The sequence below is a fragment of the Gluconobacter japonicus genome (genome assembly GCF_015244665.1).
GTDB lineage: Bacteria > Pseudomonadota > Alphaproteobacteria > Acetobacterales > Acetobacteraceae > Gluconobacter > Gluconobacter japonicus.
In genome coordinates this window covers 390083-413744 of record NZ_JABCQN010000002.1, presented here as the reverse complement: position 1 = coordinate 413744, position 23662 = coordinate 390083, and the positions used below count along the sequence as shown (strand labels likewise).

The following is a 23662-nucleotide window of genomic DNA, read 5'->3' as shown; positions in this document are numbered from 1 at the left end:
TCGCTCGGTCCGGGGAAAAGGACTGGCTTCGCCCTAGCACACCAAAGGTTACGCAATCATGAAGACACCCGGTGAGGTCACAGCAGAAAACTAGTTCCCACTGTTCTGCCCATAAGAGACTTCCGTGTCTGGAACCGCCGGCCGCGGCGTAATGTCCGCCGTGTTTCCTCCAGGGCCACCAGCCCCAAAGCTGACGCCTTCTGATGAAGGGCCACTCGCCTCATGCGGACGGCTATCCTCACTCATGCCCCCAGGGGGCATGGGCATAACCGGCGCATCATCCGCATAAGACATACCGCTCGGATGAGGGCGGCGCCTGTGGTGATCTCCCCGATCCGGACCGGCCCCCGGTGGCGGCAACGCCGTCATGTCTGCGGCTGGACCGTCAAACATGGAGCCAACACCACATCCTCCCAGTGAAAGGCAGGACAACGTCAGGGAAAGAGAAAGCCAGCGCATGCCACGGTATTAGCATTTTTCCGGAGTTGACGCATCCCTGTTTGGAATGGGACACACCGCAGCCATACGCCTTTCACCCGGCGCCCACAGTCAAGGATAGACCCTGCATGTTTGAAGGCCGCATTACCTCTGCCGCCGATCTGAGACGCGCCTGGTGGGACAGTCTGTTCGTGGACCATTCCATTTTCCGCCTCGGCTGGACGAACCTTTCCGAGGTCATTCCAGGCAAGGTGTGGCGCTGCAATCACCCAACCCCTTCTCGCCTGCGGAGGCTGACCCATCGCCTGCACCTGAAGACGCTGGTCAATCTGCGCGGACATCGCAAATGCGGTTCTGATGCACTGTCCCGCCGGGCCAGTCAGCAGGTTGGCCTGACGCATCTGGATATGGCTTTTGAAAGCCGCGGGGCTCCACACAAGGACCGTATCCTGCGCTTTTACGACATGTATCAGACGCTTCAGTTCCCCATGCTGATGCACTGCAAGTCCGGCGCAGACCGTGCAGGACTGGCTTCAGGGCTGGTCACTATGTTTGAAGGCGGAACCGCGACAGACGCCCTGAAGCAGCTTCACTGGCGCTTTGGTCATTTCAACCGTTCCAGAACCGGTATTCTGGACGCATTCTTCCTGCGCTATCGGGCCGAAGCTGAAGGCCGCCTGCCCTTCATGGACTGGGTCCGCACAGAATATGACGAAGATCGCCTCCGCGCGGATTTTAAAGCCGGAAAGATCTCGTCTTTCCTGAACGACAGCATTCTCCGCCGGGAGTAATCCGGCGGGGGCCCTTTCAGGCCGCTTTATCGTCAGGTGCGCCAAGCGTCCGGATCAGATCCAGCATCCGCTTGCGGACAGACTGATCTGGAATGCGATAGTAAGACCTCACAAGATCAACCGTCTCCCGACGGCTGAAAAGCGCGGCTTCATCAACCGGAAGGTCAAAAAGACGCGGCGGGACGGGCGTCGCAGTCTTCGGAGGCGGACCACCAAATGTCGCCTGTGTTTCCGCAAATCCGGCAGCAAAGGCAGGAGCGGGAGACGCCGCAGGTTTGGGGGTACCATCCTGCATGTCATCAAAGAAAAAGCCGATTGGCACGTCCAGAACACGCGCCAGATCGTATAAACGGCTGGCACCCACACGGTTAGCGCCACGCTCGTACTTCTGAATTTGCTGGAAGGTCAGGCCAAGCGCCTCACCAAGCTTCTCCTGCGACAGTCCAAGAAGGGTCCGTCGCAGACGGATACGGTTCCCCACATGCACATCGACTGGCCCAGCAGCGGCGGCACTTTTCGGCTCGACCTTACCGTGACCGATTGTCATGTAGTTCCCTTCCCAATCAAGAAAGAGAAGGTAAATAGAACAACCCTAGATTGTCAATATTAACCTTTTTAACGCTTTGCAACCAAGGCCCTCTAAACCCGCCGACGCGGCCAGAAAGCCAGAAGAACACAGACAATCGACAGACCGAGCGGAATTGCGCGTCCATATCGGGAAAAGAGCGTGGGTGGCAGCGGAGACGGAATATTGCTGACCAGCACATCCGTCTTCCCCCACCCCAGTCTGGCTGTCTCGCGCCCGGCTGCATCGTAAACTGCGGAAATGCCGGTATTGTTCGCGAAAACAACTGGAAGCCCCTCTTCAACAGCCCGCATCCGCCCGGTCGCCAAATGCTGGCGTGGACCCGCACTGTCTCCATACCAGGCATCATTGGAAATGGTGACAAGCCAGTCCGGCCGATCATGAGGCGCAACAACAGAGCCCGAGAAGATGATCTCATAGCAGACCATCGGCCCCACCTTGCCAATATCCGGCATGGTCCAGGTTTTCAGTCCCGGCCCAGGCGTCAACACACCCGGCAGAATATTAAAGGGCAAAATCCAGGGCTGATATTCGCCAAACGGCACAAGACGGCTCTTGTCATAGATCGCAGCGATTTTCCCGTCCTGGTCCACAACTTCGAGACTGTTATACCAGTGACCGTTTTCTTCACGGTCAGAGCCAATCATGGCCGGAGCACCACCCGCAGCATGTGCAATGATCTGCCGGGCAAGATCATCTTCATCCAGCAGGCCCGGAAAGCCTGATTCCGGCCAGATCACAACACTCGGCCTGTCGTCTCCCATCAGTCGAGCCTGCTGAACGCCCTGCGCCGTCATGCGGACATACCGACGGAAATTCTCGACACTCTGTTTGTGGTCAATAATTTCTGCCTCGGGAACATTCCCCTGCACCAGAACAGCACGCGGATTGATGACCGGCAGCGGCTGCAAAACCGACAACCGCCAGAAACCCCCACCGACCCAGAGAACAGCACCAGCCAGAACCAGCAATGCCGCTCTCCGACCACGGAAGATCGCAAGAGAGGCCAGAACCAGCGCAAGTGTCAGACCATCCACACCCAGAACCGAAGCAGGCTGGATTAGCGCATCACCAAACCGCCCCGGAAGTTCCAGATCGCTTCCCAGCGGGTTCCAGGGAAAGCCGGAGAAGATCAGCACACGCCCCATATCCACAGCGGTCCAGCTCCCGCCGAACATCAGCACACGCCTCCAGCCCGCCGGAACCAGACGGCACAGAACAGCCGGAACCGCGATCAGTGGAGCAATAATCAGGGAGACACCCGGGGAGGCAAACGGAACCACCCACCAGAATTCATGCACGCGTGTCAGGATAGCGTTTGTCAGCCAGTACAGACCGGCGGTGTGGAACCCCATCCCGAACAGGAAGCCAGACAAAGCAGCGCCCTTCCAGGACGCAGCATCCTCAGCGGCCCGGTACAGAACCAGAAGCCCGAGAGGCAACGTGAAAAGCGCACAGACAGGCGGCAGAGACAGGGCCGCAAACGCCCCCGCCAGCACCATCAGGCCAGCAAGCCGCCAGCCATGAACAGGGAGCGTCGAAGTCATGAAGACGACCATCCATCAAAATAAAAAAACGGCCGAGCTATGTCAGCCCGACCGTTACAGGGATGTCAGGAGTCGAGAGCGTCCCGAAGGCGGCGCTCGTAATGACGGTAGTACTTGTCCGCCAGAAGCTCGCTTTTTACCAGAACGGCAACATCCGTCGTGTTGAACTGCTCGTCCACCACTGCACCGTCACCCACATATCCGCCCAGACGGAGATATCCCTTGATAAGCGGCGGCAGCTTGTTCAAGCATGCCCGGTGATCCAGCGTATGGGGATCGACGCGCAGCATTTCCACATAGCGATCCGGCAAGGCGCGGATACGGAGCGCCGGCGGAGCCAGATGGTTGTGATGCATGTAGGTCAGCTGATCGGCCACGGCATCCGGGTCCGTACCCGGCAGACTTCCACAGCCAAACAAAACGTCAATACGATGCAGGAAGATATAGGAGGCAATGCCGCGCCACAGAAGCTGCATGGCCGACCGACCACGATGCTCCCGCGCGACGCAGGAGCGCCCGACTTCCAGCAAACGTCCCGGAAATTCCGTCAGGTTCGAGATGTCATATTCGGACGATGTATAGAAACGGCCAATCTTCTCGGCAGCATCAGAGCGGAGCAGACGATAGGTGCCCACAACTCCTTCTGCACCCGATCCGATGCTGTGATCGATGACGAGAAGATGATCCGCAACTTCGTCAAACTCGTCCACGTCGCGCTTGGTGCGGAACGTGCGTTCGTCGGGATGAGCACCAAGCTCTTCAAAAAAGACCTTGTAACGGAGCGCCTGAGCCGCATCACGCTCGGCCTCGGTCTCCGCAATCCGCACTCCCAGAGACCCACCCCGAAGCTCCTGGAAGCCGCCATCGCGGTTCAGGGCCAACGTGGAGAGAGTCTCCATCTGCTTCAGCGTTTCTTCACTGCTGACGAGCGAATGGCCTGGCGCTGAGTTTTTATCCTCGGCCGAATTGGTGCTCATGTGTCGCTCTTGTTCCTGCTCTTGGGAAGCGGCCGCTTCGGGGTCTCTTTTTCGAGACGATGCCCGAACAGCTCAATACGGTGAGAAACGAGATCGAATCCAAGACGCTGTGCAATCTGCGTCAGGAGACGGACGGGCTCGTCATCTTCGAATTCGATGACCCGGCCGCTATCTACGTCAATGAGATGATAATGGTGGCCACTGTCGCTGGCTTCATAACGGGCACGCCCACCGCCGAAATCACGACGCTCAAGGATGCCCTTTTCTTCCAGCAGACGAACGGTGCGATACACCGTGGCCACGGAAATACGGCTGTCTATAGCCGATGCGCGGCGATATAGCTCTTCGACGTCCGGATGATCGTCAGCTTCAGACAACACATGGGCAATCACCCTGCGCTGTCCTGTCATTTTCAGACCATTCTCCACACAGAGGCGGGCAATGGGCGAATCATCCACAACGGCAGAACCAGCTGGCTTCCGACCTTGCGTGCGGGTGCGTCTGTCCGCGACTTTCGTATCTACGACCATAACAGCGGCCTAGCCGAAAAACGGACCATTTGTCCAATCAGAGATGCAAATAAAAATACCGGCTTCCTGCGGATGAGGGTCAGGAAGCCGGGAAACATGATCAATCGTCGTCGCGACGACGGCCGAGGCCGATCTTGCGAGCCAGGGAAGACCGGTGGCTTGCGTAGTTTGGAGCAACCATCGGATATTCCGGCGGCAGGCCCCAGCGCTCGCGGTATTCCTGCGGCGTCATGTTGTAAGCTGTCTTGAGGTGGCGACGGAGCAGCTTCAGCTTCTTACCGTCTTCAAGGCAGATGATGTAGTCGGGGAATACCGACTTGCGAGGCGGCACAGCCGGGACTGGCTTCTCAGCCGGCACTTCTTCCTGCACATCAACATTCGCAAGGGAATCATGTACCGAGCGAATAAGACCCGGAAGCGCGTCAGCTCCGATGTCATGGCTGGATACATAAGCGGTAACGATCTGCGCAGTCAGGTGGCGCAGATCAAGGTCTGCTGTCTCTTGCGACATAATATAAAGTCCTTCATCCGGAAACGGGCAGTTCTCTATCAGTGAATTTTGACTACTATCAAGCAAAAACAAGGTGCAGACGAGACATGACAGAATATGAAATATTTTCCCTCGACATCAGAGACAAGCGTTGTCCAATGACGACTGTGTATGTCCGCACCCGTCTGGACGCCATGACTTCCGGCCAAAAACTCAAGGTTTTACTCAAAGGCGAAGAACCAAAGCGGAATGTTTCCACCGCCGTTCGAGCACTTGGACACCAGATAATAGACGAAACTCACGTTCAGGAAGATAGCGGTTTTTATTGTCTTCTGATTGTCAAATCTTAGAGGTCATGACGATGGCATCACTTCCATCCTGATAATAACCACGTCTTACGCCAGCCCGGGCAAATCCGCAGGCTTCATAAAGCCTCCTTGCCGCACTGTTACTTACGGATACTTCAAGAAATATTTGACCTTTTGGAAAGATTTTCTCGATCAACTGACGTCCCAATCCCCGTCGCTGAAAGCGGGGAGAGACAGCGAGTGTCAGGATTTCTGTTTCATCCAGAAGCGTTCTGGTCAGAATAAAGCCCGCAGGTTGCCCTTCCAGAGCCACAACCAGCGCTTCAGTGCCAGGGATGGACAGCAAAGAGGCAAACGCCGCCTCACTCCAGACTTCCCCGCCCTGAAAGGCTTCTTCATGCAAGGCCGCCAGCAAAGGTGCGCCTTCCACACCCAGATCCTGAAAGACCTGGTCCGGTTTTGCGGTTGTCATTGGGGAAGCGGGCGCAGTCCAGCCGCAGGCGGCTTTGCTTCCGGAGGATCAACATAAAGAGGGCCAAGAGGACCAGCCGTCTGCTCCTGCGCTGCACGGACAATTCCAGACGCATCGGGAGCAACACAGGGGATCGTGGGACATTTCCAGGAAGAGCGCTCCTGAAGTCCATCGCCCGCTATCGCAGAAAACACTGTCTCATCCAGATCGTCCGCCGAGATTGCGAAAACATCTCCACTCGGCGGGTCAACAAAGAACCGCCCTCGCCGCGCGAGACTGACACAGGCAACATCCGGCCGTCCAAGCGTCGCCCGGATCGCAGCGCCCAACGTGACGCCGATTGTCGGACAGTTCCACCCAGCGGCCAGTCCTGCGGCCAAAGACAGAGACGCCCGCAACCCCGTAAAAGATCCTGGCCCTATCACAGCAACGACCGCATCCGGAGCCTCGACCCACTGCCCGTCTTCAAGAAGGGATCTCAGGGCAGGCGCAAAATGCTCGGATGCGCCTCGTCCGGTCAGAAGCTTTTCCGCAACGACACGTCCGTCTTCAACAAGAGCAATAAGATTGGTCGTTCCCGTCCCTGCACCTGCGCCGTTGAAAACCACAGTCCTCACAGGCACAGACATGCCTCGCCAAAATCCAGACGCGGAGCACGAGGTGCCGCATGATCCGGATGAGGCTCATTTTCTGCCAGATAACCAAGGCCAATCAGGAAATTCGCCCGCCACCCCGAAGCAGTCAGCAAAGCATCTTCCACCATGAAGGAATCAAATCCCGACATTGGCATCGCCGCAAGCCCCAGCATCCGGGCCGCCAGAATGAGATAGCCGCCCTCCAGCGTCCCATTCCGGAACGCTGTTTCTTCAGACAGACCAACATCCGCCGCAAACCAGTCCCGCAGCCCTTCATCGCTTCCAAGCCGGGGGAGCGCTTCAAAGAACAGCGGATCATGGCACACGACAGCCAAAACAGGAGCGGCCATGGCGCGTTCAACATTTCCGGGCGACAAGGCAGGGCGCAAACGCTCCTTGGCATCCTGCGTCGTCAGAAACACGAACCGTCCCGGTGAGCAATTTCCAGATGTCGGACCCAGCTTCACCAGATCGTACAAATGCCGCAACACGTCTTCCCCAACAGCCCGCGGGGAAAAAGCCCGTGGTGTGCGGGCCTGTGTAAACAGAACCTCAGCGCCCGGCACAGGGCCGGAACACGGGGTCTCCGTCACGGGGAGAGACGTCTGGTCGTCCATAAATCAGTCCTCGACCTGCTCGACAGACTGCACTTCCGGCACATAATGACGGAGCATGTTCTCAACACCATGCTTCAGCGTCGCGCGGGAAGACGGACAGCCGGAACAGGCGCCCTGCATCGTCAGGTAAACAATTCCGTCCTTGTAGCCCCGGAAAGCAATGTCGCCACCATCTCCAGCCACAGCCGGACGAACACGCGTATCCAGCAGATCACGGATCCGAACCACAACGTCAGCATCTTCTGGCGCAACATCGTACTTCAGGGCTTCATCACCGCCAGCAAGCACAGCCTTGCCGCTCTCAAAGAACGTCGTGAGCGTGCTGAGCACGACCGGCTTCATGTCTCCCCAGCTGACGTCGGGCGCCTTGGTAATGGAAACGAAATCGCTGCCCAGAAAGACGCGCTTGACGTCCGGCAGAGCAAAAAGCGTCTCAGCCAGCTCGGAACGACCTTCAGCAGCTGAGGCCTCTCCAAAATCGACCGTGCGCGAGTCTCCGGTTACGGGGCGTCCCGGAAGAAACTTCAGCGTAGCGGGATTCGGGGTATCTTCGGTTTCAATGAACATCGTCGTCATGTCCTCAGTGTCCAGTCCGTCCCTGACATGTGCCACTTCAGCCCTCGGCGCAAGGGTCTGGACCAATCCAGTCCCACTTCCCGGTCTTCAAACCTGTGGCCGTTCGCCAATCGTTGGCTTGCGGGCAGGCGGCAGAACAATTGTCGCACAGAGCCCACCATACCCCTTCTCGGCATCACCCCGACCCAGACGCAAATAGCCCCCTTCCCGGGCAATCTCGCGGGTCACAATGGCCAGTCCCAGCCCGATCCCACCCGTCTGACGAGAGCGGGACCCTTCCAGACGGTAGAACGGCGTCAGAACACGCTCATATTCACTTTCGGGAATACCCGGACCATTGTCCTGAATGGCAATTTCTATGGAGTCATCCTCCCGCACAGTCAGGGTGGCCAGAACATTTCCCCCGTAATTCAGGGCGTTCTCAATCAGGTTGGACAGAACACGCTTGATCGCCAGGGGGCGGACGCGGACCAGCGCCCGATCCGGGCCTTCGTAGCGGGCATCCTTGCCATGATCGGCATGGTCATCGACGAGCGTCGTTAACGTAGCGACAATATTGATGGTCTTTGGTTTTTCCGGATCATCCGCGCCTGCGAGATACGCGAGAATGCCATTCACCATCCCTTCCATCTCATCAAGATCCGACTCGATGGCGGCCTGCGCCTCTCCATCGTTCAGAAAACCGCATCGAAGCCGAAGGCGTGTCAGAGGTGTTCGCAAATCGTGAGAAACGGCCGCCAGAGCCTGTGTCCGGTCATTGATGAGGCTCTGAATACGGCGCTGCATGGCGTTGATGGCGCGCGCAACACCCCGAACTTCCCTCGGACCACGCTCCGCAAGCGGCACCCAGGTTTCATTGGAACCAATCTTGTCCGCAACGGATGCCAGAGCCCGCAAGGGCATACTCAGGCCACGAATGAGCATGGTCGCCGCGATTGCCACGGCACAGGCTGCAATCGCGGCGGAGGCCAGACCACGTGTGAAATGATGTCGTCCCAGCAGCCCCGGAACCCGGAAATGGATGTAACTTCCATCCGGAAGGCGCTCGGTTCCCAGCACGTCAGGGGATCCGCTTCCCAGCGTATAGAGATCAAGCTGGGCCTGAGCGAGGATGGGGTCATCCTTGATCAGCCGCTTCGTCAGGTCCAGCAGGACCTGCGGTCGATGTCCCGGCAACCGCGGCATGGATGTCGCGGGCTGCCAGGCAACGCTCAGTTCACTGCCCGAAAGCATAACTGCCAGAAAGGAGCGCTGCGTAACAGGTGCAGCCGCCAGCACACGCAAATTGGTGCTCAGCCCTTCTCCAAGCTGTGCAATCCGCACGTCATCAACAATGTAGGTTTCAGCCTCGCCATAAAAAACGGCATTGGCGAGGAACACCAGTGTGACCGCTACGGTCAGGACGACGCAGACACGCCCGACCAGCCCCAGCGGCCACAGCAGGATCCGATTCTGAATATTCAGACCCGTTCGACCTCAGCCACGAAGATATAGCCCAGCCCCCTTACCGTACGGATAAGCTGGTCCGCATCAGAACCCAGCTTACGGCGCAGACGGCTGACGAGAACGTCGATACTGCGATCCGAGACATCACCCAGACGGGTACGGGACAGTTCCAGCAGACGATCACGGGCAATGACGCGCTGGGGATTGTCGAGGAAGCTGGTCAAAAGATCGTGTTCAGCTCCGGAGATATCGACCGTCGCACCGCTTGGATCAGTCAGTTCACGGCGACGGAGATCGAGCGTCCAGCCCGCAAACTGTAATTTTTCGCGCCGAACCTTCTCCGGTGCTGTCGTGCCGGGAGTGCCTCGTCGCAGAACCGCACGGACACGAGCCAGCAGTTCACGCTGACCAAAAGGCTTGGGCACATAATCGTCTGCACCGGTCTCAAGCCCCATGACACGGTCACGCTCTTCACCACGGGCCGACACCATGATGATGGGAACCTGTGACGGCGGCGTCTCGTCAGGATGACTTGCCCCTTGGCCACTACGCAGCGCACGGCACAACTCTATGCCGTTCGTACCAGGGAGCATGATGTCCAGAATAATGAGATCGACCGGAGCCACCTCAAGGGCGGCCCACATCTCATCACCACTGGCGACACCACGGGCGCGGAAACCGCCGCCCTGCAATGCACGCAAAATGAGGGTACGCATACCTGCGTCGTCTTCAACGACGAGAATGCGAGCGGGAAGATCGGGGTCTGAAAGATTTGGCACCATACTTTTCCATAATCTCAGCGGGGCAAACACTACAAGCAACAAATCTGGGCTGGAACTGTTCCCTTATCTTGAGCGCTCATGACGGAAAGATTTTTCTGCCTTACAATACATGAAACGCAGGGCCAGCCTAATCAGGGTTCCTGCCATTCGACCGGAGTCTCTCATGACAAGCGTTTCTCCCGGCGTCGTAACAGGCGCCGATTATAAAACTCTTCTTCAGGCATGCAGGGACGGCGGATATGCCCTTCCTGCCATTAACGTCGTTGGAACCAACAGCGTCAATGCCGTTCTGGAAGCCGCCGCAGCCAACAGGTCCGATGTCGTCATTCAGGTCTCGAATGGCGGGGCCCGCTTCTTCGCCGGCGAAGGCTTGCCGGATGCCCATCGCGCGCGTGTTCTTGGTGCAGCCTCAATGGCGCATCACGTTCATCTTCTGGCGAAAGAATATGGTGTCGCCGTCATTCTTCATACCGATCACGCTGATCGCAAGCTTATTCCCTGGCTTGAGGACCTGATTACCCTCAGCGAAGCCGAGTTCAAGGCTCAGGGTCGCCCACTGTTTTCATCCCATATGCTCGACCTGTCCGCCGAGACGCTTGATGACAATCTGGCTCTCTCCCAAAAACTTCTGACGCGCCTTGCACCCCTTGGCATGGGCCTGGAAATCGAACTGGGCGTCACGGGCGGCGAGGAAGATGGCGTCGGCCATGATCTGGAGGAAGGTGCGGACAATGCGCATCTCTATACCCAGCCGGAAGACGTGCTGAGAGCCTGGGAATTGCTCTCGCCTATTGGCATGGTCTCCATCGCCGCGTCTTTCGGCAACGTTCATGGCGTTTACAAGCCAGGTAACGTCAAACTCCGTCCGGAAATCCTGAAGAATTCACAGGATGCCGTACAGAAAGCCACAGGAAGCGGGCCAAAGCCCCTACCGCTGGTCTTCCATGGCGGGTCCGGTTCCAGTCTGGAAGAAATCCGGGATGCCGTGGCTTACGGCACCTTCAAGATGAATCTGGACACAGATATCCAGTTCGCTTTCGCTCACGGCGTCGGCTCTTATGTCAGCGCGCATCCGGTTGCCTTCCAGCACCAGATCGACCCCGCGACAGACAAGCCTATGAAGTCCCTTTACGATCCTCGCAAATGGCTCCGCGCAGGCGAAAAATCCGTTACGGAGCGTATGGGCGAGGCTTTCGAAATCCTCGGCTCAAAGGGCAAATCCATCGCCCGAAGCTGAAACAGCCCCGGGAGATAACCCTCCAAACTCTGGCGCCGGGTCTCAGGGACCCGGTGTTGCGGAAGCAAGCTTCGTTCTGGTGACGTCCTGCGATGCCGGAACGACATCTTCCCAGCCGCCGCCAAGAGCGTTGTAAAGACGGGCCAGATTGGTCGCGACAGTTGCATCGCTCTCGGCAAGGCTCATCTGGGCGGACTGAAGCTGACCCTGCGCATTCAGCACATTCAGGTAATTGGTCAGGCCACTGCGATACTGGCTCTGGGCCAACTGAAGCGCCTTGCGGTTATCATTCACCGCACGCTCCAGACCCTGATGACGAAGCTGCTCGTCACGATAGGCAATCAGGGCATTATCAACGTCATGCCAGGCCTGAATGACCGTCTGCTGATAGGAAATTGCCGCAGCCTTCTGCGCATATTTCTTCAGTTCCAACTGGCCGCGCAGACGTCCACCCTGGAAAATCGGCAGGGAAATGGATGGCCCCACATTCCAAGCGCGGGCATTCCAGAACCCGAGATCCCGGAAGGACAGAGTCTGGAAACCGAAATCAGCATTGATAGTGATTTTCGGATAGAAGTCCGCTGTAGCCTCACCCACTTCTGCTACGGACGCGCGCAGTTTGGCTTCGGCTTCCCGGATGTCGGGACGGCGATGTGCCAGTTCGGACGGAAGCCCAACGGGCACAACCGGCGGCACAACCGGAATACCGGCATTTTTCTCGAGTTCTGCATTCAGGCTACCCGGAGGCGCACCGAGCAGAAGGGCCAAGGCATTCTCTTCCTGCGCGATACTCTGCTGAAGCTGGGCGGACTGTGCTTCGGTATCGTGCTGACGGGCCTGTGCAGAATCCACATCAACTTCCGTCACCAGACCGCTGCGATAGCGGCTCTGGGAAATATCCACGATCTGCTTCAGCGTTGCGAGGTTATCCTGAAGCACCTGGAGGCGTTTCTGGTCTCCCCGCAGACCCATGTAACCGCGCGCCATATCGGCTTGCTGGGCAATCAGGACTGACCGGCGCTCCTCGTCCGTTGCCTGAAGATCTGCTTTCGCAGCATCATACTGATGCGCGACACGGCCCCAGAGATCGATTTCGTAGCTGGCATCAATGGAGGTTTTCCACTGATTGAGCAGCGGAATTGTGGCACCACTGGCTGCACCACTTAAAATGCTACTGCCCTGATCACCAAGAAGCCCATTATCGGATTTGGCAATACTGCCCCCTACCCGGCTGATGATTTCCTGCATCTGCTTTGTGCTGAACTGGCTGCGGGTATAGGAACCAGAAGCACTGAGCCCGGGAAAGCGCTCGGCACCCGCCATCAGAAGCTGTGCACGGCTCTGAGCCAGGTTGGCCGTTGCAAGGCGGAAGGACAGGTTCTGCTGAACCAGGCGGTCTTCCAAAGACGCCAGTTCCGGATCGTTGAAGACCGTCCACCACTTGCTGGCGGCCTGGGCTTCACTTGTCACACTCGCAGGCGCGCCAGCCGTATGGTCAGCATAATGCGCGGGGGACCAGGGGTGTGGTTCATGATATTCCGGTCCAACCCGCAGGCAACCGGACAAAGCGACGAGGGCGCAGCCTGACAGCAGCGCGCGGGACAGAAAGGCTGCGCTCACAAAGAAACTCCTGATACGGAAATGATCTTGCGGTGACCGACCAGTTCGGTCAGCATAATGAAGACGGTAGAAGAACCACAAAAGGACCCTGTCCCCTCATGACCAGTACCCCTGTCCCCCGCACCCAGAACACGCCTGACGAAACCAGCGCGTCTGTGTGCCAGTTGCGCGCCAAGCGCGAGCAGATCCTGCAGGGGGCGGAAAAGGTTTTTCTGGCGAGTGGATACGAAGGCGCGTCCATGTCCCAGATTGCCAGAGAGGCTGGCGTTTCGAAAGGCACGCTTTACAATCATTTTGACGGTAAGGCGTCCCTGTTTTCTGCGTTTTTCGAAGAACGTAGCAAGACTAAACTTGCCGCCATCGAGGCCATCTCGCGTGAAGACGGACAGAATGTTCACATTGTCCTGCGGCGTCTCACGGAAAGCGCCATCAAGATGATGCTCAACCCCACTTCCATGGACCTGTACCGCATCATTGTTGGCGAGGCAGGAAAGTTCCCCAATCTGGCCGATGCGTTCTGGCGCTATGGTTTCGGGCGCACCCTGCACAATCTGGCGGACTGGCTCCGCCGTCGCAGCGATGCGGGAGAGCTTCACATCGAAGATCCTGAATTCGCCGCCGAACAGCTCATGATCCTGTGTCAGGCACGCATCGTTCATCGCCGCCGCCTCATGCTGCAGGTCGATGACAGCCCGGAAGCGATCAGCCTTTTGGCGAGCAGGACGGCAGATTCGTTCATGAAAATGTACGGTCACCGTCATCAGTGACCCCCAGCCGGTTCCGTTTTCTTCGTGCTGTTGGGTGACAGCAGGAAGCAAAGCGGAACCACGAACATCGCGATGATACCGATCCAGCGGAATACTTCGTTGTAAGCCAGCATCGAGATCTGCGATGTGAACTCTGCAAACAGGCGATGAATTGCAAACGTATGCGCGGCGGCAGGTGTGAGGCCATGCGCTTCCCCCACGGCCTGCGCCTGATTGATGTAGTTCGTAAACTCCTGCCGTCCCGGCGTCATGTTGTCGGTCACATAGGTCTGGTGCCGCTGCCGAGTCTCGATAATCGCCGCCGTAGCCAGAGAAATGGCCATGGATCCCACATAGTTTCGCGCCATACTGAAGAGCGCCGATGCGTCCGAGTTCAGTTCTCGCGGCAGAGTAGAATAGGCGATCGTGGAGATCGGCACGAACAGGAACGCGAGTGAGGCCGTCTGGGTGATGCGATAGAAAACCAGATGTCTGAAATCAATCCCGGCATACAGGTTGGCCGCCTGGAACATGGCCATGCCCATGAAGAAAAATCCAAATGCGATCAAATAACGCAACTGGATGAACTTCATCAGTCGTCCCACAAAGGGGATGAGAATAATGATCGCCACGCCGCCCGGTGCAAGCAGAAGCCCTGACGTTGTCGCCGTGTAGCCCAGAACCTGCTGCGCAAACTGCGGAACAATGATCGCAGAGGAATAAAGCGTCGCACCGACCATCGAGATCAGGAACATGCCTGTCGCGAAGTTACGATCTTTCAAAACCGTCAACTTCACCAGCGGGTCCTTGGCATAACAAAGCCAGACGATCGCACCGAGAACGCCGATCACGCCCAGAACAGCCATGGTGATGATGAAGTTCGATCCGAACCAATCATCATCCTCGCCACGATCGACCATGACTTCGAGACAGCCCAGCCCCAGCGTAATGAGACTGATACCAATCACGTCGATTTTCTCGCGCTTCTGTTTCTCCCATGGCGGATCTTCCACGAAAGCCGTAACCGCCATGACCGTCAGGATACCGAACGGAACGTTGACGAAGAAAATCCAGCGCCAGGAGAAATTGTCCGTCAGATAGCCACCCAACATCGGACCGAGAACCGGACCAACGATGGTCGCAATAGCCGTCATGCCAAACGCTGCGCCGCGTTTTTCGGGCGGGAAGGTATCCAGAATGATGGACTGCTGGCTCGGCTGTAGCCCGCCACCAAAAAATCCCTGCATCAGACGGAAAACGACGAGCATGGGCAGCGATGTCGCCAATCCACACAGGAAGGACGACACCGTGAACATGGTGATACAGATGAGGAAGTATCGTTTCCGCCCGAACAGCCGGGAGAGCCAGCCGGAAATCGTCAGAACGATACCGTTTGCCACCAGATAGGACGTCAGCGCCCAGGTGGCATCGTCATAGGAACTGCCGAGCGATCCCGCGATGTGTGGCAGCGCCACGTTGACGATGGTGGTGTCCAGCACCTCCATGAAGGCCGCCAGCGTGACCGTAATGGCCACAAGCCACGGATTATGACTGGGTTTCCAGTCCTGATGCCCGGCAGTATCGCTCATTTTACGTAGACCGTGGGAACAACAGACATACCAAGAGCCAGCGGCAGATGAGGATCAAGACCACTGTCGATCAGGATCTTCACCGGAATACGCTGAACCGTCTTCACAAAGTTACCCGTCGCATTTTCCGGCGGGAACGTGCTGAAGGATTCACCCGAGCCAAGCTGAATGGAATCCACATGGCCCTGAAGCTTGAGCTGCGGATAGGCATCGACTTCGATATCCACCTTCTGGCCCGGACGCATATGCGTCAGCTGCGTTTCCTTGTAGTTGGCGACAACCCAGACTTCCGGCTCAACAATAGAGAACATCTGCTGCCCGGTCTGGACGAAGTTGCCACGCTCGACGCTACGCTGGGATACCCAGCCATCGTTCGGCGCGCGAACCTGCGTCCATTCCATGTTGAGCTCAGCCTGCTCCAGAGACGCCTGGGCAGACTTAAGATTGGCCTGCTCCTGTGATACGTGAGCATCAGCATTCGCCACATTAGCCTTGACCGGCTCAGCCTGCGTCAACTGGCCCTGAGCCTGAACCACGCGGGCCCGGGCTTCTTCAAGAGCCGCACGCGCATAGTCGATATCCTGCTGGGACGTTGCCGCGCGGGCAACGCTGCGCTGGCGCTTGTAATCCGCTTCGGCTTTCGTCAACTGAGCCTGCGCTGCTGAAAGATTACCCTGTGCCGTCACAAGTTGGCCGGGATAATTCTTGTGCGCGACCTCAACCATCAACTGATAGGCCTGCATGTTGGCTTCGGCCTGCTGGATAGCTGCCTGAGCCTTATGCAGGGATGCCGCGTAGTCGCGGTCATCGATGGTCAGAAGCAGATCGCCACGATGAACATACTGGTTGTCGTTCACCAGAAGCTGGGTGACATACCCGTTCACATGCGGGGCAATGGCAACCTTGCGGCCTGCCGTATAGGCGTCGTCCGTCTCAATATTATTGCGGGTCAGGAAAAGGTAGAGACCAATTCCGACCAGAACCAGAACAACCACCAGAATCAGAATAATCCTGACAAGTGGATTGCGCTTTTTCTGCGGTTTTCCGGACGCTCCGGACTGCTGGTCGGCCTGCGCCTGGTCGCCTTGCGCCATTATCGTCTCTCTCGCTTTAACGGGTCTGTCCGAAGTGACCGGCTGGAAGAGTACCCTGTAACGGGCCCATTGACCGATCGGTTCGGTCATCCATGACATATCGTCTCTCAGCCTTCAAGCCGGAAAAAACTGATGCGTTTCCTTTCTGGAGGGAACGCTTTTTCTTTTTCGTCGCAGCCTCACAAAAAGAAATTTTTCGCTCTTCAAGAAAGGATCAGCGCAATCCTCTGACAATGTGCCTTTCTCAGAGAACACCCCTGATCTTACTCAGTCCGACAATCAGGGCCTGACGCTCCCGCTCCGCCTGGTCTGTCGGTCCGAGACGGAGAATCCACGAAGGGTGGGCCAGAGTGAGATGCGCCCACCCCTCGCCTGCATGCTGTCGCAAGATACCACGCACGTCTTTCAACCGATCTGAGGGACCACTCACCGCTCGCAGAGCCGTTGCCCCAAGTGAGACAATCAGTCTCGGCTTCACCAGGGCAATTTCCCGCTTGAGCCATGGCTGACAGGCAGAAATATGCTCGACCCCAGGTGCCTGGTGGATGCGTCGTCGACCGTTGACCATAAATCGGAAATGCTTGACGGCATTCGTCAGGTAAAGCGCCTCGCGGGCGACGCCGGCTTCTTCCAGACATCCCATTAGAAGCTGCCCGGCTGGTCCCACGAACGGACGACCTGCCAGATCTTCCTGATCTCCAGGCTGCTCCCCTACAATCATCACCTTCGCCGTTTCCGGCCCTTCTCCCACCACTGCCTGTGTAGCGTGACACTGCAAAGAACAGGCCCGGCAGTCCCGAATATCCTGTGCAAGCTCCGTCATACTCCCGGGAACATGGGCCTGAATGGTGATAGCACTCTGTCTAGCCTGAATGACTTGATGAAATTTTGGCGCAGGCAACGCTTCTCTCGCAGCCATTTCCGCAACACGCTTTTCAGCTTCCGCCACGAGCTGAGGAATCAGGGCGGCTTCTGGCAGATTCTTCCAGTACCGGCGTGGCATCTCATTTCGCATGGCTTTTGTGCGAACACGGGCCGGATTGAAAGTCGAGGCATAATAGGTCTGCCACAACTGTTCGACATCATCCTCAAGAGCCTGCTTTTCACACGGCTTGAACGAACAGTTCAGCGTGGTGCCATCCCAACTTATGGAACCTCTCGGCGTCAGGATAAGCCAGTCCATGTCCGCAAAACGCTTGGCAAAAAAGGACGAGACTTTCTCCAGAACATGATGATCCGGCTCAAACCATGACAGGAATCGTCGTCGACCGTTTTCGGTTGGGTCCTGCTCCCGGAAACGGACAAATGCTGTCATTTTATGCGCGGCCCGGCGAACCTGTTGCACCATGCGCCGGGCCTGACCCACGTCCGGGTCAGTGGGAACGGACAGAAGATCCGGATCCTCCTGCAAACGCCAGAGCAGGCGATACGCCAGCGCGAACCGCTCCGGGCTTGAATGGCACAGGACATCTTTCAGAACAGGCAGATTGGCGGCTTTCAACCTGACGTCCCGCTTGATCTCTCCTGCAAAAGACGTCGTCTCCGCACAAGAGAAAAGATCTGCGTCCTTCCCCTGCAACCGCCAGACAATCTGTTCAGGAGGAACATCACGCTGGAGGGCAGCCCGCGCAGTCTGCCGCCAGGGTTCGAACGCGCTGGTGTCTGCCAGAGTAACAACAACAGACATCAGAGAAGGCTCATCTGCTGCGGCGCGGGCAGAAAAAGAGTTCGCAAATCCTGTCGATCTGTCAGGCGCGCCGGACTCCATCCGATTGCCTTCACAAACGGGCGCACCTTTTTAATAGACACGTTCAGGCGCGCCAGGTCTTCCAGACGGATTGCCCTGTGCTTCCGCGCCATCAGAAGAGCCTGAACGGTTTTCACACCTAGACCGGGCACCCGGAGCAGCATTTCTTTGGAAGCCCGATTCAAATCCACAGGAAACTGCGCACGGTTATCCAAAGCCCAGGCAAGCTTTGGGTCGATTTCCAGATCCAGCATTCCACCGGGCCGGAATGCCGTCAGTTCCCCAAACTCAAAACCATAGAACCGAAACAACCAGTCGGCCTGATAAAGCCGATGCTCGCGCTGAAGCGGAGGACTACGAACCGGTAGAATGGCGGATGCGTCCGGAATAGGACTGAACGCCGAGTAATACACCCGGCGCAATCCGTAAGAGCCATACAGACCGGAACTGCTGGCCAGAACGTCCCGATCCGTCGCAGCATCGGCTCCGATAATCATCTGGGTGCTCTGACCGCCGGGTGAAAACCGCGCTGCCCGTCGACCAGTGTGCGTTTTTTCCTTTGCCGCATCGATCTTGAGTCGCATGTCCCCCATAGCGCGACGGATGCCGCCTGCATCCTTTTCAGGCGCATAATTCTTGAGGCCCGTTTCTGTCGGCATCTCGACATTGATGGAAAGGCGATCTGCGTAAAGACCTGCTTCTTCCAAAAGCTTGGGAGACGCATCCGGAATAGTTTTGAGATGAATATATCCCCGGAACCCATGCTTCAATCGTAGATCACGCGCGACCTGAACAAGCTGTTCCATGGTGTGATCGGAGGACTGAATGATTCCCGAGGACAGGAACAGACCCTCGATACAATTGCGCCGATAGAACTCCAACGTCAGCCAGATCACCTCGTCCGGAGTGAAGCGGGCACGTTCCACGTTTGAGGAGGACCGATTGATGCAATAGGCGCAATCATACACACAGAAGTTGGTCAGCAGGATTTTGAGAAGCGAAATGCAGCGGCCGTCTGGCGTATAAGCATGGCAGATTCCGTTACCGGTTGTGGACCCAAGACCACCCGTTTTGGCAGAGTCCCGGCGCGTGGAACCACTGGATGCACAGGACGCATCATACTTCGCGGCATCGGACAGAATCGCGAGACGTTCGGACAGAGATTTCTTCATGCCATGTTCTTATTTCGTTCTTATGCATAAAATGCAAGAACTGCATGAAATTTACCGGTTGTTTGCCATTTTCCCGTCAGACCTCGTCATCGTTTTTTAACGATGCAGATTCAGGTTCCCTTAACCATTCAAAGACTATCGTGAAGGGGCAAAACTGCACCGACGGAGAATATCTCGATGTCCATGTCCATCAATACAAATACAGCCGCCATGTCGGCTCTTCAGGTCCTGAACCAGACGACGGACCAGCTGAGCAAGACGCAGAATGCTGTCTCCACAGGCAAGAGCGTCAGCTCCGCTTCTGACAGCCCGGCCATCTACGCCATTTCCCAGACGATGAACTCCCAGATCTCGGCTCTGTCCGGCGTCTCCACGGGTCTTCAGTTCGCTGGTCAGGTGCTCAGCACCGCCACGAAACAGGCATCCTCTATCTCTGACGTCCTGAGCAGCATGTCCGAAACGGTCACGAATGCTGCCAACAACGGCGAGAACCAGGACACGCTGAACTCCCAGCTCACGAGCTACCTGTCCCAGATCGACGTCGCCACGTCGAACTCCACCTTCCAGGGCGTGAACCTGCTGTCCGGTTCTACCAGCAACAGCGTCAAGTACACGCAGATTTCCGCAGCGCAGGACATCAACGGCAACCTGTTCACGCTGAACGGTGCTGACGCCACGTCGACGGGTCTGGGCCTTCAGGGCCTGAGCACGGACATGAAGGGCGTCACGATTTCCACGAGCGGCATCACGGCGCTGGCTGGCACAGGTGCGACCGCTACGACGCTGACTCTGAAGAACCAGTCTTCCGCCGACAGCGCAAATGCAACCGCTTCCAACCCTGCCATCACGACATCTTTCGTGCTTGATTCCAAGCCGGGTGATGCCACGAATGGCGCCGCAACATCCATTGGAACTGCCATCGCAGCAGGCCTCACAGATAACACGACCTCGGTAACCGTCGGCTCCAACGGAGCACTGACCATTACTGGCGCCACGTCCAAGACGGCTTCTGACGGCACGACAACTTATTCTCTGACCAATGGCGACAGCATTACAGCCAAGGCTGATGCCAGCGGCAACATGACCTACAACATCGCCAAGGTTGGTGATCTGGATGCCAACGGCAATGCCAAGACGCTGACGCAGGTTGTCGATGTTGACGTCTCCGGCGCGTCTTCCACCACCACGAAGAACGATCAGCTCTCCACGCTGGTAACAGCTCTTGGTAACGCTGGTTATGGTGCCCAGATGGCCAATGATGGCACCCTGACGATTGCTGGTGGCAACCTCGACGCAGCAGACGCAACGGCAACCACGCCGTCTGTCAGCCTGACAAACGCCACGGGAACCTCCACTGTTGCCACGACCTCCGGCACGGATGTCGTTCAGCTGGCGGTAACAGGCGCCATCAACAAGATGAGCCGTATTTCTTCCAGCATCGGTGTGGCCTCCAACACCGTTACACAGCTTCAGACGTCCAACAGCACCCTGTCCGACGCCCTGACGACCGGCGTTGGCGCTCTGACGGACGCTGACCTTGCAGCGGAAAGCGCCAAGCTGACCTCCCTACAGACGAAGCAGCAGCTGGCCATCCAGTCCCTGTCGATTGCGAACTCGCAGTCTTCCAACATCATGTCGCTCTTCCGCGGCTGATGATGGTGGGGCATCGGTCCTTCCGATGCCCCTCTTCGGACTGCTTCAGACGTTTTCCGGATGCATTCAGTTCTCTCACCGGGAAACATCTGAAACCGTCCTTTTGAAAAGGAGCCTCTTTTCGTGACCTATGGCATGTCACAGTACCAGAACCAGTCCGGCACTTATCTGCCTCCCCGTGAAGTGGAAGCCATGGCGTTCAGACACGTCAACGATCTGCTTTCCAAAGCCAAGACTCACTCTGACCGGCAGTCTGCCCTCTCTGCAAACCTCAAGCTTTGGGGAATTCTGTTGCAAGGCGTGCAGCGCGTTGATTGCCCTCTGGACGAGATCCTGCGCAAGGACCTGACAACTGTTGGCACCTGGTCCATGCGCTACGCCAACGTAGCTCTGAATTCGGACACGTCTCTCAAGGCACTGATCGACATTAACGAGGACATGATTGAAGGTCTCTCGGCCCCAACACCAATGACGGCCACTCCTTACGGAGCCCCTGTCCCTACCGAAAGGCATATGGCCATTCAAATGGTTGGCTGAACGATCCAAGCACTTTTGTAAAGAAACCCCCTTCGCCATTTGACGAAGGGGGTTTCTTTATTGTGGCCCTGATACGCTTACCACATCAGGGCCTGTCAAACTTCACTTCCGGTTATCAGCCCGGTCGATGTCCGGAATAACGTGATCCGGATCCAGTGTTATGGCCTTCACCGCACCGTGCGGTTCAAACGTCACCTTGAGATCGCTGGTCTGGCGCCATGCTTCCGTCGGGATACGACGGTCCACCACTGTACCATCCTGATATTCAACACGCAGAACAACCGGAAGAGGCAAGGTTCCGTAGTTGAAGACCTGAACGGATACGGGATCATTTCCATGCTGTTCAACCGCCCCTACAGCATAATCTGGGGCCGCATTGGTGAAATACCATCCACGCCAGAACCAGGAGAGATCCTCGCCTGCTTCGCTGCTCATCAGGCGGAAGAAATCTGACGGTGACGGATGATGGTAAGCCCAGACAGCAATATATCGACGAAAGGCCGCATCGAAGCGCACTGGCCCCAAAATCTGCTCGCGCAGCAGTTTCAGACCATATGCGCCTTTGAAATACGTCACGCTGTGGCGGTATTTCTCGGAAATTTCGTCAGCACCCGTCATCAGGTTGGGCGCCCCCGGATCTGTCAGGACAGGAACAATATCCTGCGCAGGGTTACCCGTTTTCGGTGCAAACTCGGGGTCACGCTTGGGCGCAAACTCACCATTATGAAAATGATCTGAGGCGTAAGCGTCAATGAAAGTATTGAAACCTTCATCCATGAACGGATTCCGGCGCTCATCAGACCCGACGATCATCGGGAACCAGTCATGACCCAGCTCGTGCGTCGTGATCCAAAAGAGCTGCGGGTCACGGTCGCTCATGCCATCAAACACGATGCCCGGATATTCCATACCTGCACCGTGACCACCAAGATTGATGGCGTTCGGCCAAGGATATTCATACCATTGGGACGAAAAGTACTCGATGGCGTGTTTCACATAATCCGTCGAACGATCCCAGCCATGCGGACCAATACCTTCACGCGGATAGACGGACATCGCCAGACGCGGAACTGCATGATAATTCGCCCAAGGCACGACGGGCGGAAGGTTGATGCGGGCGGCGTCCCACAGAAACGCGGGAGAGGCCGTAAAAGCCACATCGCGGCTGTTGCGCATGACATAATGCCAGGTCACTTCGCCGGACTGCTTCAGATGACTCTTCGGGTCCGTAACGTCATCAATGGTGCGGATCATGACACGACTGTCACTTTGTGCAGCCTGAGCCAGACGGGAGCGTTCTGTAGCAGTCAGCGTCTGCTCAGGGTTCAGAAGAGCACCTGACCCGACAAGCGTGAAGTTCCATGGCACCGTAACCGAGTAATCGAAGTTCCCATATTCTAAATAAAACTCCTGCCCCAGATATGGCAGCGTGTTCCATCCCGCACGATCATCATAAACGCTCAGCCGCGGATACCACTGGGCGATTTCATAGATTTCACCTTCGCGGGACGGCGTGACAGCCGTGCGGCCACCCCATTCGCCTGGGATGGTGTAATGCCAGTCGATCTTGACGAACGCGACGCCGTGGGAGTCCAGCATCCGGGGCAAACGAAGCTGCATGCGGGTATCGGATACCAGCGGTGTCACGTCGACTTCGCGTCCACCCTGCACAATCGATACATGCTCGATTTCCATCCCGGATGTATGTCCGCCGGACGAAAACCTGCCGGCAAACGAGCCGCGAGCATCTTGCCGGTAAATGTTCTGGTCAAGCTGAACCCACAGGACGTCCAGAGCTTCGGGACTATTGTTTGTGTAGGTGATGGTTTCTGAACCATGCAGGACATGCGCCTGCGTATCGATCCGGGATCGAATCGTATAGTCCGTGCGGTTCTGCCAGTATTGCGGACCCGGCAGACCGGAGCCCGACCGATAGACATTCGGAGCGTCTGGCAGGGTGAGCGGGGCAAAGACTGGAGCTGGATCAGAGAGGGTTTTAGCGGAAAGAGCGGCTGGAACCAGCACGCCTCCCAAAAGCGGCAAGAGGAAAAGGCGTGCGTGCATCCGGGCTA

General features: G+C 57.1%; 24 protein-coding genes. 6 read left to right on the top strand and 18 right to left on the bottom strand.

The window, feature by feature from the left end:
- Positions 1–90: 90 nt before the first annotated feature.
- Positions 91–459 carry a hypothetical protein gene (locus HKD32_RS05355; protein ID WP_061931878.1) on the bottom strand — a complete coding sequence of 123 codons (369 nt, stop codon included), beginning with the start codon at positions 457–459 and terminating at the stop codon, positions 91–93.
- Between the two features lie 107 nt (positions 460–566).
- Between HKD32_RS05355 and HKD32_RS05350 the strand changes: the two genes are divergently transcribed.
- The gene (locus HKD32_RS05350; RefSeq protein WP_010503561.1) at positions 567–1229 is read left to right on the top strand and encodes a protein-tyrosine phosphatase family protein; all 663 of its coding nucleotides are present in this window, start codon (positions 567–569) and stop codon (positions 1227–1229) included.
- Between the two features lie 16 nt (positions 1230–1245).
- Here the strand turns inward: HKD32_RS05350 and HKD32_RS05345 are convergent, their stop codons facing one another.
- The 5 genes from HKD32_RS05345 to HKD32_RS05325 form a co-directional block, all read right to left on the bottom strand.
- Positions 1246–1776 (bottom strand): helix-turn-helix domain-containing protein, encoded by a 531-nt coding sequence (locus tag HKD32_RS05345; protein ID WP_194257645.1) that lies wholly within the window; start codon positions 1774–1776, stop codon positions 1246–1248.
- Between the two features lie 92 nt (positions 1777–1868).
- Positions 1869–3374, bottom strand: coding sequence for an apolipoprotein N-acyltransferase (lnt, locus tag HKD32_RS05340; RefSeq protein ID WP_194257644.1), 1506 nt, complete (start codon positions 3372–3374; stop codon positions 1869–1871).
- A gap of 53 nt (positions 3375–3427) precedes the next feature.
- Positions 3428–4261 carry a GNAT family N-acetyltransferase gene (locus tag HKD32_RS05335; protein WP_026017567.1) on the bottom strand — a complete coding sequence of 278 codons (834 nt, stop codon included), beginning with the start codon at positions 4259–4261 and terminating at the stop codon, positions 3428–3430.
- A gap of 74 nt (positions 4262–4335) precedes the next feature.
- Positions 4336–4869: a Fur family transcriptional regulator gene (locus HKD32_RS05330; RefSeq protein ID WP_010503553.1), complete on the bottom strand. Its 534-nt coding sequence runs from the start codon at positions 4867–4869 to the stop codon at positions 4336–4338.
- A gap of 100 nt (positions 4870–4969) precedes the next feature.
- The gene (locus HKD32_RS05325) at positions 4970–5380 is read right to left on the bottom strand and encodes a MucR family transcriptional regulator (protein WP_010503551.1); all 411 of its coding nucleotides are present in this window, start codon (positions 5378–5380) and stop codon (positions 4970–4972) included.
- An 86-nt stretch (positions 5381–5466) separates the two neighbouring features.
- Between HKD32_RS05325 and HKD32_RS05320 the strand changes: the two genes are divergently transcribed.
- Positions 5467–5709 carry a sulfurtransferase TusA family protein gene (locus HKD32_RS05320; protein WP_194257643.1) on the top strand — a complete coding sequence of 81 codons (243 nt, stop codon included), beginning with the start codon at positions 5467–5469 and terminating at the stop codon, positions 5707–5709.
- On the opposite strand, the gene rimI is transcribed toward HKD32_RS05320, so the two are convergent.
- From rimI to HKD32_RS05290, 6 genes are all read right to left on the bottom strand, one after another.
- Entirely contained in the window at positions 5699–6139 is a 441-nt protein-coding gene (gene rimI / locus HKD32_RS05315; RefSeq protein ID WP_194257642.1) for a ribosomal protein S18-alanine N-acetyltransferase, read from the bottom strand. The two genes, HKD32_RS05320 and rimI, sit on opposite strands and share 11 nt — an antisense overlap.
- Positions 6136–6747, bottom strand: a complete 612-nt coding sequence (gene tsaB / locus HKD32_RS05310; protein ID WP_194257742.1) for a tRNA (adenosine(37)-N6)-threonylcarbamoyltransferase complex dimerization subunit type 1 TsaB — start codon at positions 6745–6747, stop codon at positions 6136–6138. The genes rimI and tsaB overlap by 4 nt, the downstream gene beginning before the upstream one ends.
- 5 nt (positions 6748–6752) lie before the next feature.
- A complete protein-coding gene (locus HKD32_RS05305; RefSeq protein WP_194257641.1) occupies positions 6753–7391 on the bottom strand; it encodes a malonic semialdehyde reductase in 639 nt (212 codons plus the stop codon).
- Positions 7392–7394: 3 nt separating this feature from the next.
- Positions 7395–7958: a NifU family protein gene (locus HKD32_RS05300; RefSeq protein WP_026017565.1), complete on the bottom strand. Its 564-nt coding sequence runs from the start codon at positions 7956–7958 to the stop codon at positions 7395–7397.
- A 96-nt stretch (positions 7959–8054) separates the two neighbouring features.
- Positions 8055–9407: an ATP-binding protein gene (locus HKD32_RS05295; RefSeq protein WP_194257741.1), complete on the bottom strand. Its 1353-nt coding sequence runs from the start codon at positions 9405–9407 to the stop codon at positions 8055–8057.
- Between the two features lie 20 nt (positions 9408–9427).
- Positions 9428–10195, bottom strand: coding sequence for a response regulator (locus tag HKD32_RS05290; RefSeq protein ID WP_023943939.1), 768 nt, complete (start codon positions 10193–10195; stop codon positions 9428–9430).
- A 163-nt stretch (positions 10196–10358) separates the two neighbouring features.
- Between HKD32_RS05290 and fbaA the strand changes: the two genes are divergently transcribed.
- A complete protein-coding gene (fbaA, locus tag HKD32_RS05285) occupies positions 10359–11432 on the top strand; it encodes a class II fructose-bisphosphate aldolase (RefSeq protein WP_062017820.1) in 1074 nt (357 codons plus the stop codon).
- 42 nt (positions 11433–11474) lie between these two features.
- Here fbaA and HKD32_RS05280 read toward each other — a convergent pair whose 3' ends face one another.
- Complete coding sequence (locus HKD32_RS05280; protein WP_194257640.1) at positions 11475–13052, bottom strand: efflux transporter outer membrane subunit; 1578 nt, start codon at positions 13050–13052, stop codon at positions 11475–11477.
- A gap of 98 nt (positions 13053–13150) precedes the next feature.
- Here HKD32_RS05280 and HKD32_RS05275 point away from each other — a divergent pair, with 98 nt between their 5' ends.
- Entirely contained in the window at positions 13151–13819 is a 669-nt protein-coding gene (locus tag HKD32_RS05275; protein WP_194257639.1) for a TetR/AcrR family transcriptional regulator, read from the top strand.
- Here the strand turns inward: HKD32_RS05275 and HKD32_RS05270 are convergent.
- The 4 genes from HKD32_RS05270 to HKD32_RS05255 all read right to left on the bottom strand — a co-directional run bounded on the left by HKD32_RS05270 (position 13813) and on the right by HKD32_RS05255 (position 19400).
- Positions 13813–15387: a DHA2 family efflux MFS transporter permease subunit gene (locus HKD32_RS05270; RefSeq protein ID WP_023943943.1), complete on the bottom strand. Its 1575-nt coding sequence runs from the start codon at positions 15385–15387 to the stop codon at positions 13813–13815. The two genes, HKD32_RS05275 and HKD32_RS05270, sit on opposite strands and share 7 nt — an antisense overlap.
- A complete protein-coding gene (locus HKD32_RS05265; RefSeq protein ID WP_061931855.1) occupies positions 15384–16481 on the bottom strand; it encodes an HlyD family secretion protein in 1098 nt (365 codons plus the stop codon). Before HKD32_RS05265 ends, HKD32_RS05270 begins: the two co-directional genes overlap by 4 nt.
- A gap of 244 nt (positions 16482–16725) precedes the next feature.
- Complete coding sequence (locus HKD32_RS05260) at positions 16726–18168, bottom strand: UdgX family uracil-DNA binding protein (protein WP_194257638.1); 1443 nt, start codon at positions 18166–18168, stop codon at positions 16726–16728.
- Positions 18168–19400: a putative DNA modification/repair radical SAM protein gene (locus HKD32_RS05255; RefSeq protein WP_194257637.1), complete on the bottom strand. Its 1233-nt coding sequence runs from the start codon at positions 19398–19400 to the stop codon at positions 18168–18170. The genes HKD32_RS05260 and HKD32_RS05255 overlap by 1 nt, the downstream gene beginning before the upstream one ends.
- 183 nt (positions 19401–19583) lie before the next feature.
- Between HKD32_RS05255 and HKD32_RS05250 the strand changes: the two genes are divergently transcribed.
- Complete coding sequence (locus tag HKD32_RS05250; protein WP_228118783.1) at positions 19584–21053, top strand: flagellin; 1470 nt, start codon at positions 19584–19586, stop codon at positions 21051–21053.
- A 123-nt stretch (positions 21054–21176) separates the two neighbouring features.
- A complete protein-coding gene (locus tag HKD32_RS05245) occupies positions 21177–21590 on the top strand; it encodes a flagellar biosynthesis regulator FlaF (protein ID WP_194257635.1) in 414 nt (137 codons plus the stop codon).
- A 102-nt stretch (positions 21591–21692) separates the two neighbouring features.
- Here the strand turns inward: HKD32_RS05245 and HKD32_RS05240 are convergent, their stop codons facing one another.
- Entirely contained in the window at positions 21693–23654 is a 1962-nt protein-coding gene (locus HKD32_RS05240) for a M1 family metallopeptidase (protein WP_194257634.1), read from the bottom strand.
- Between the last annotated feature and the right edge of the window lie 8 nt (positions 23655–23662).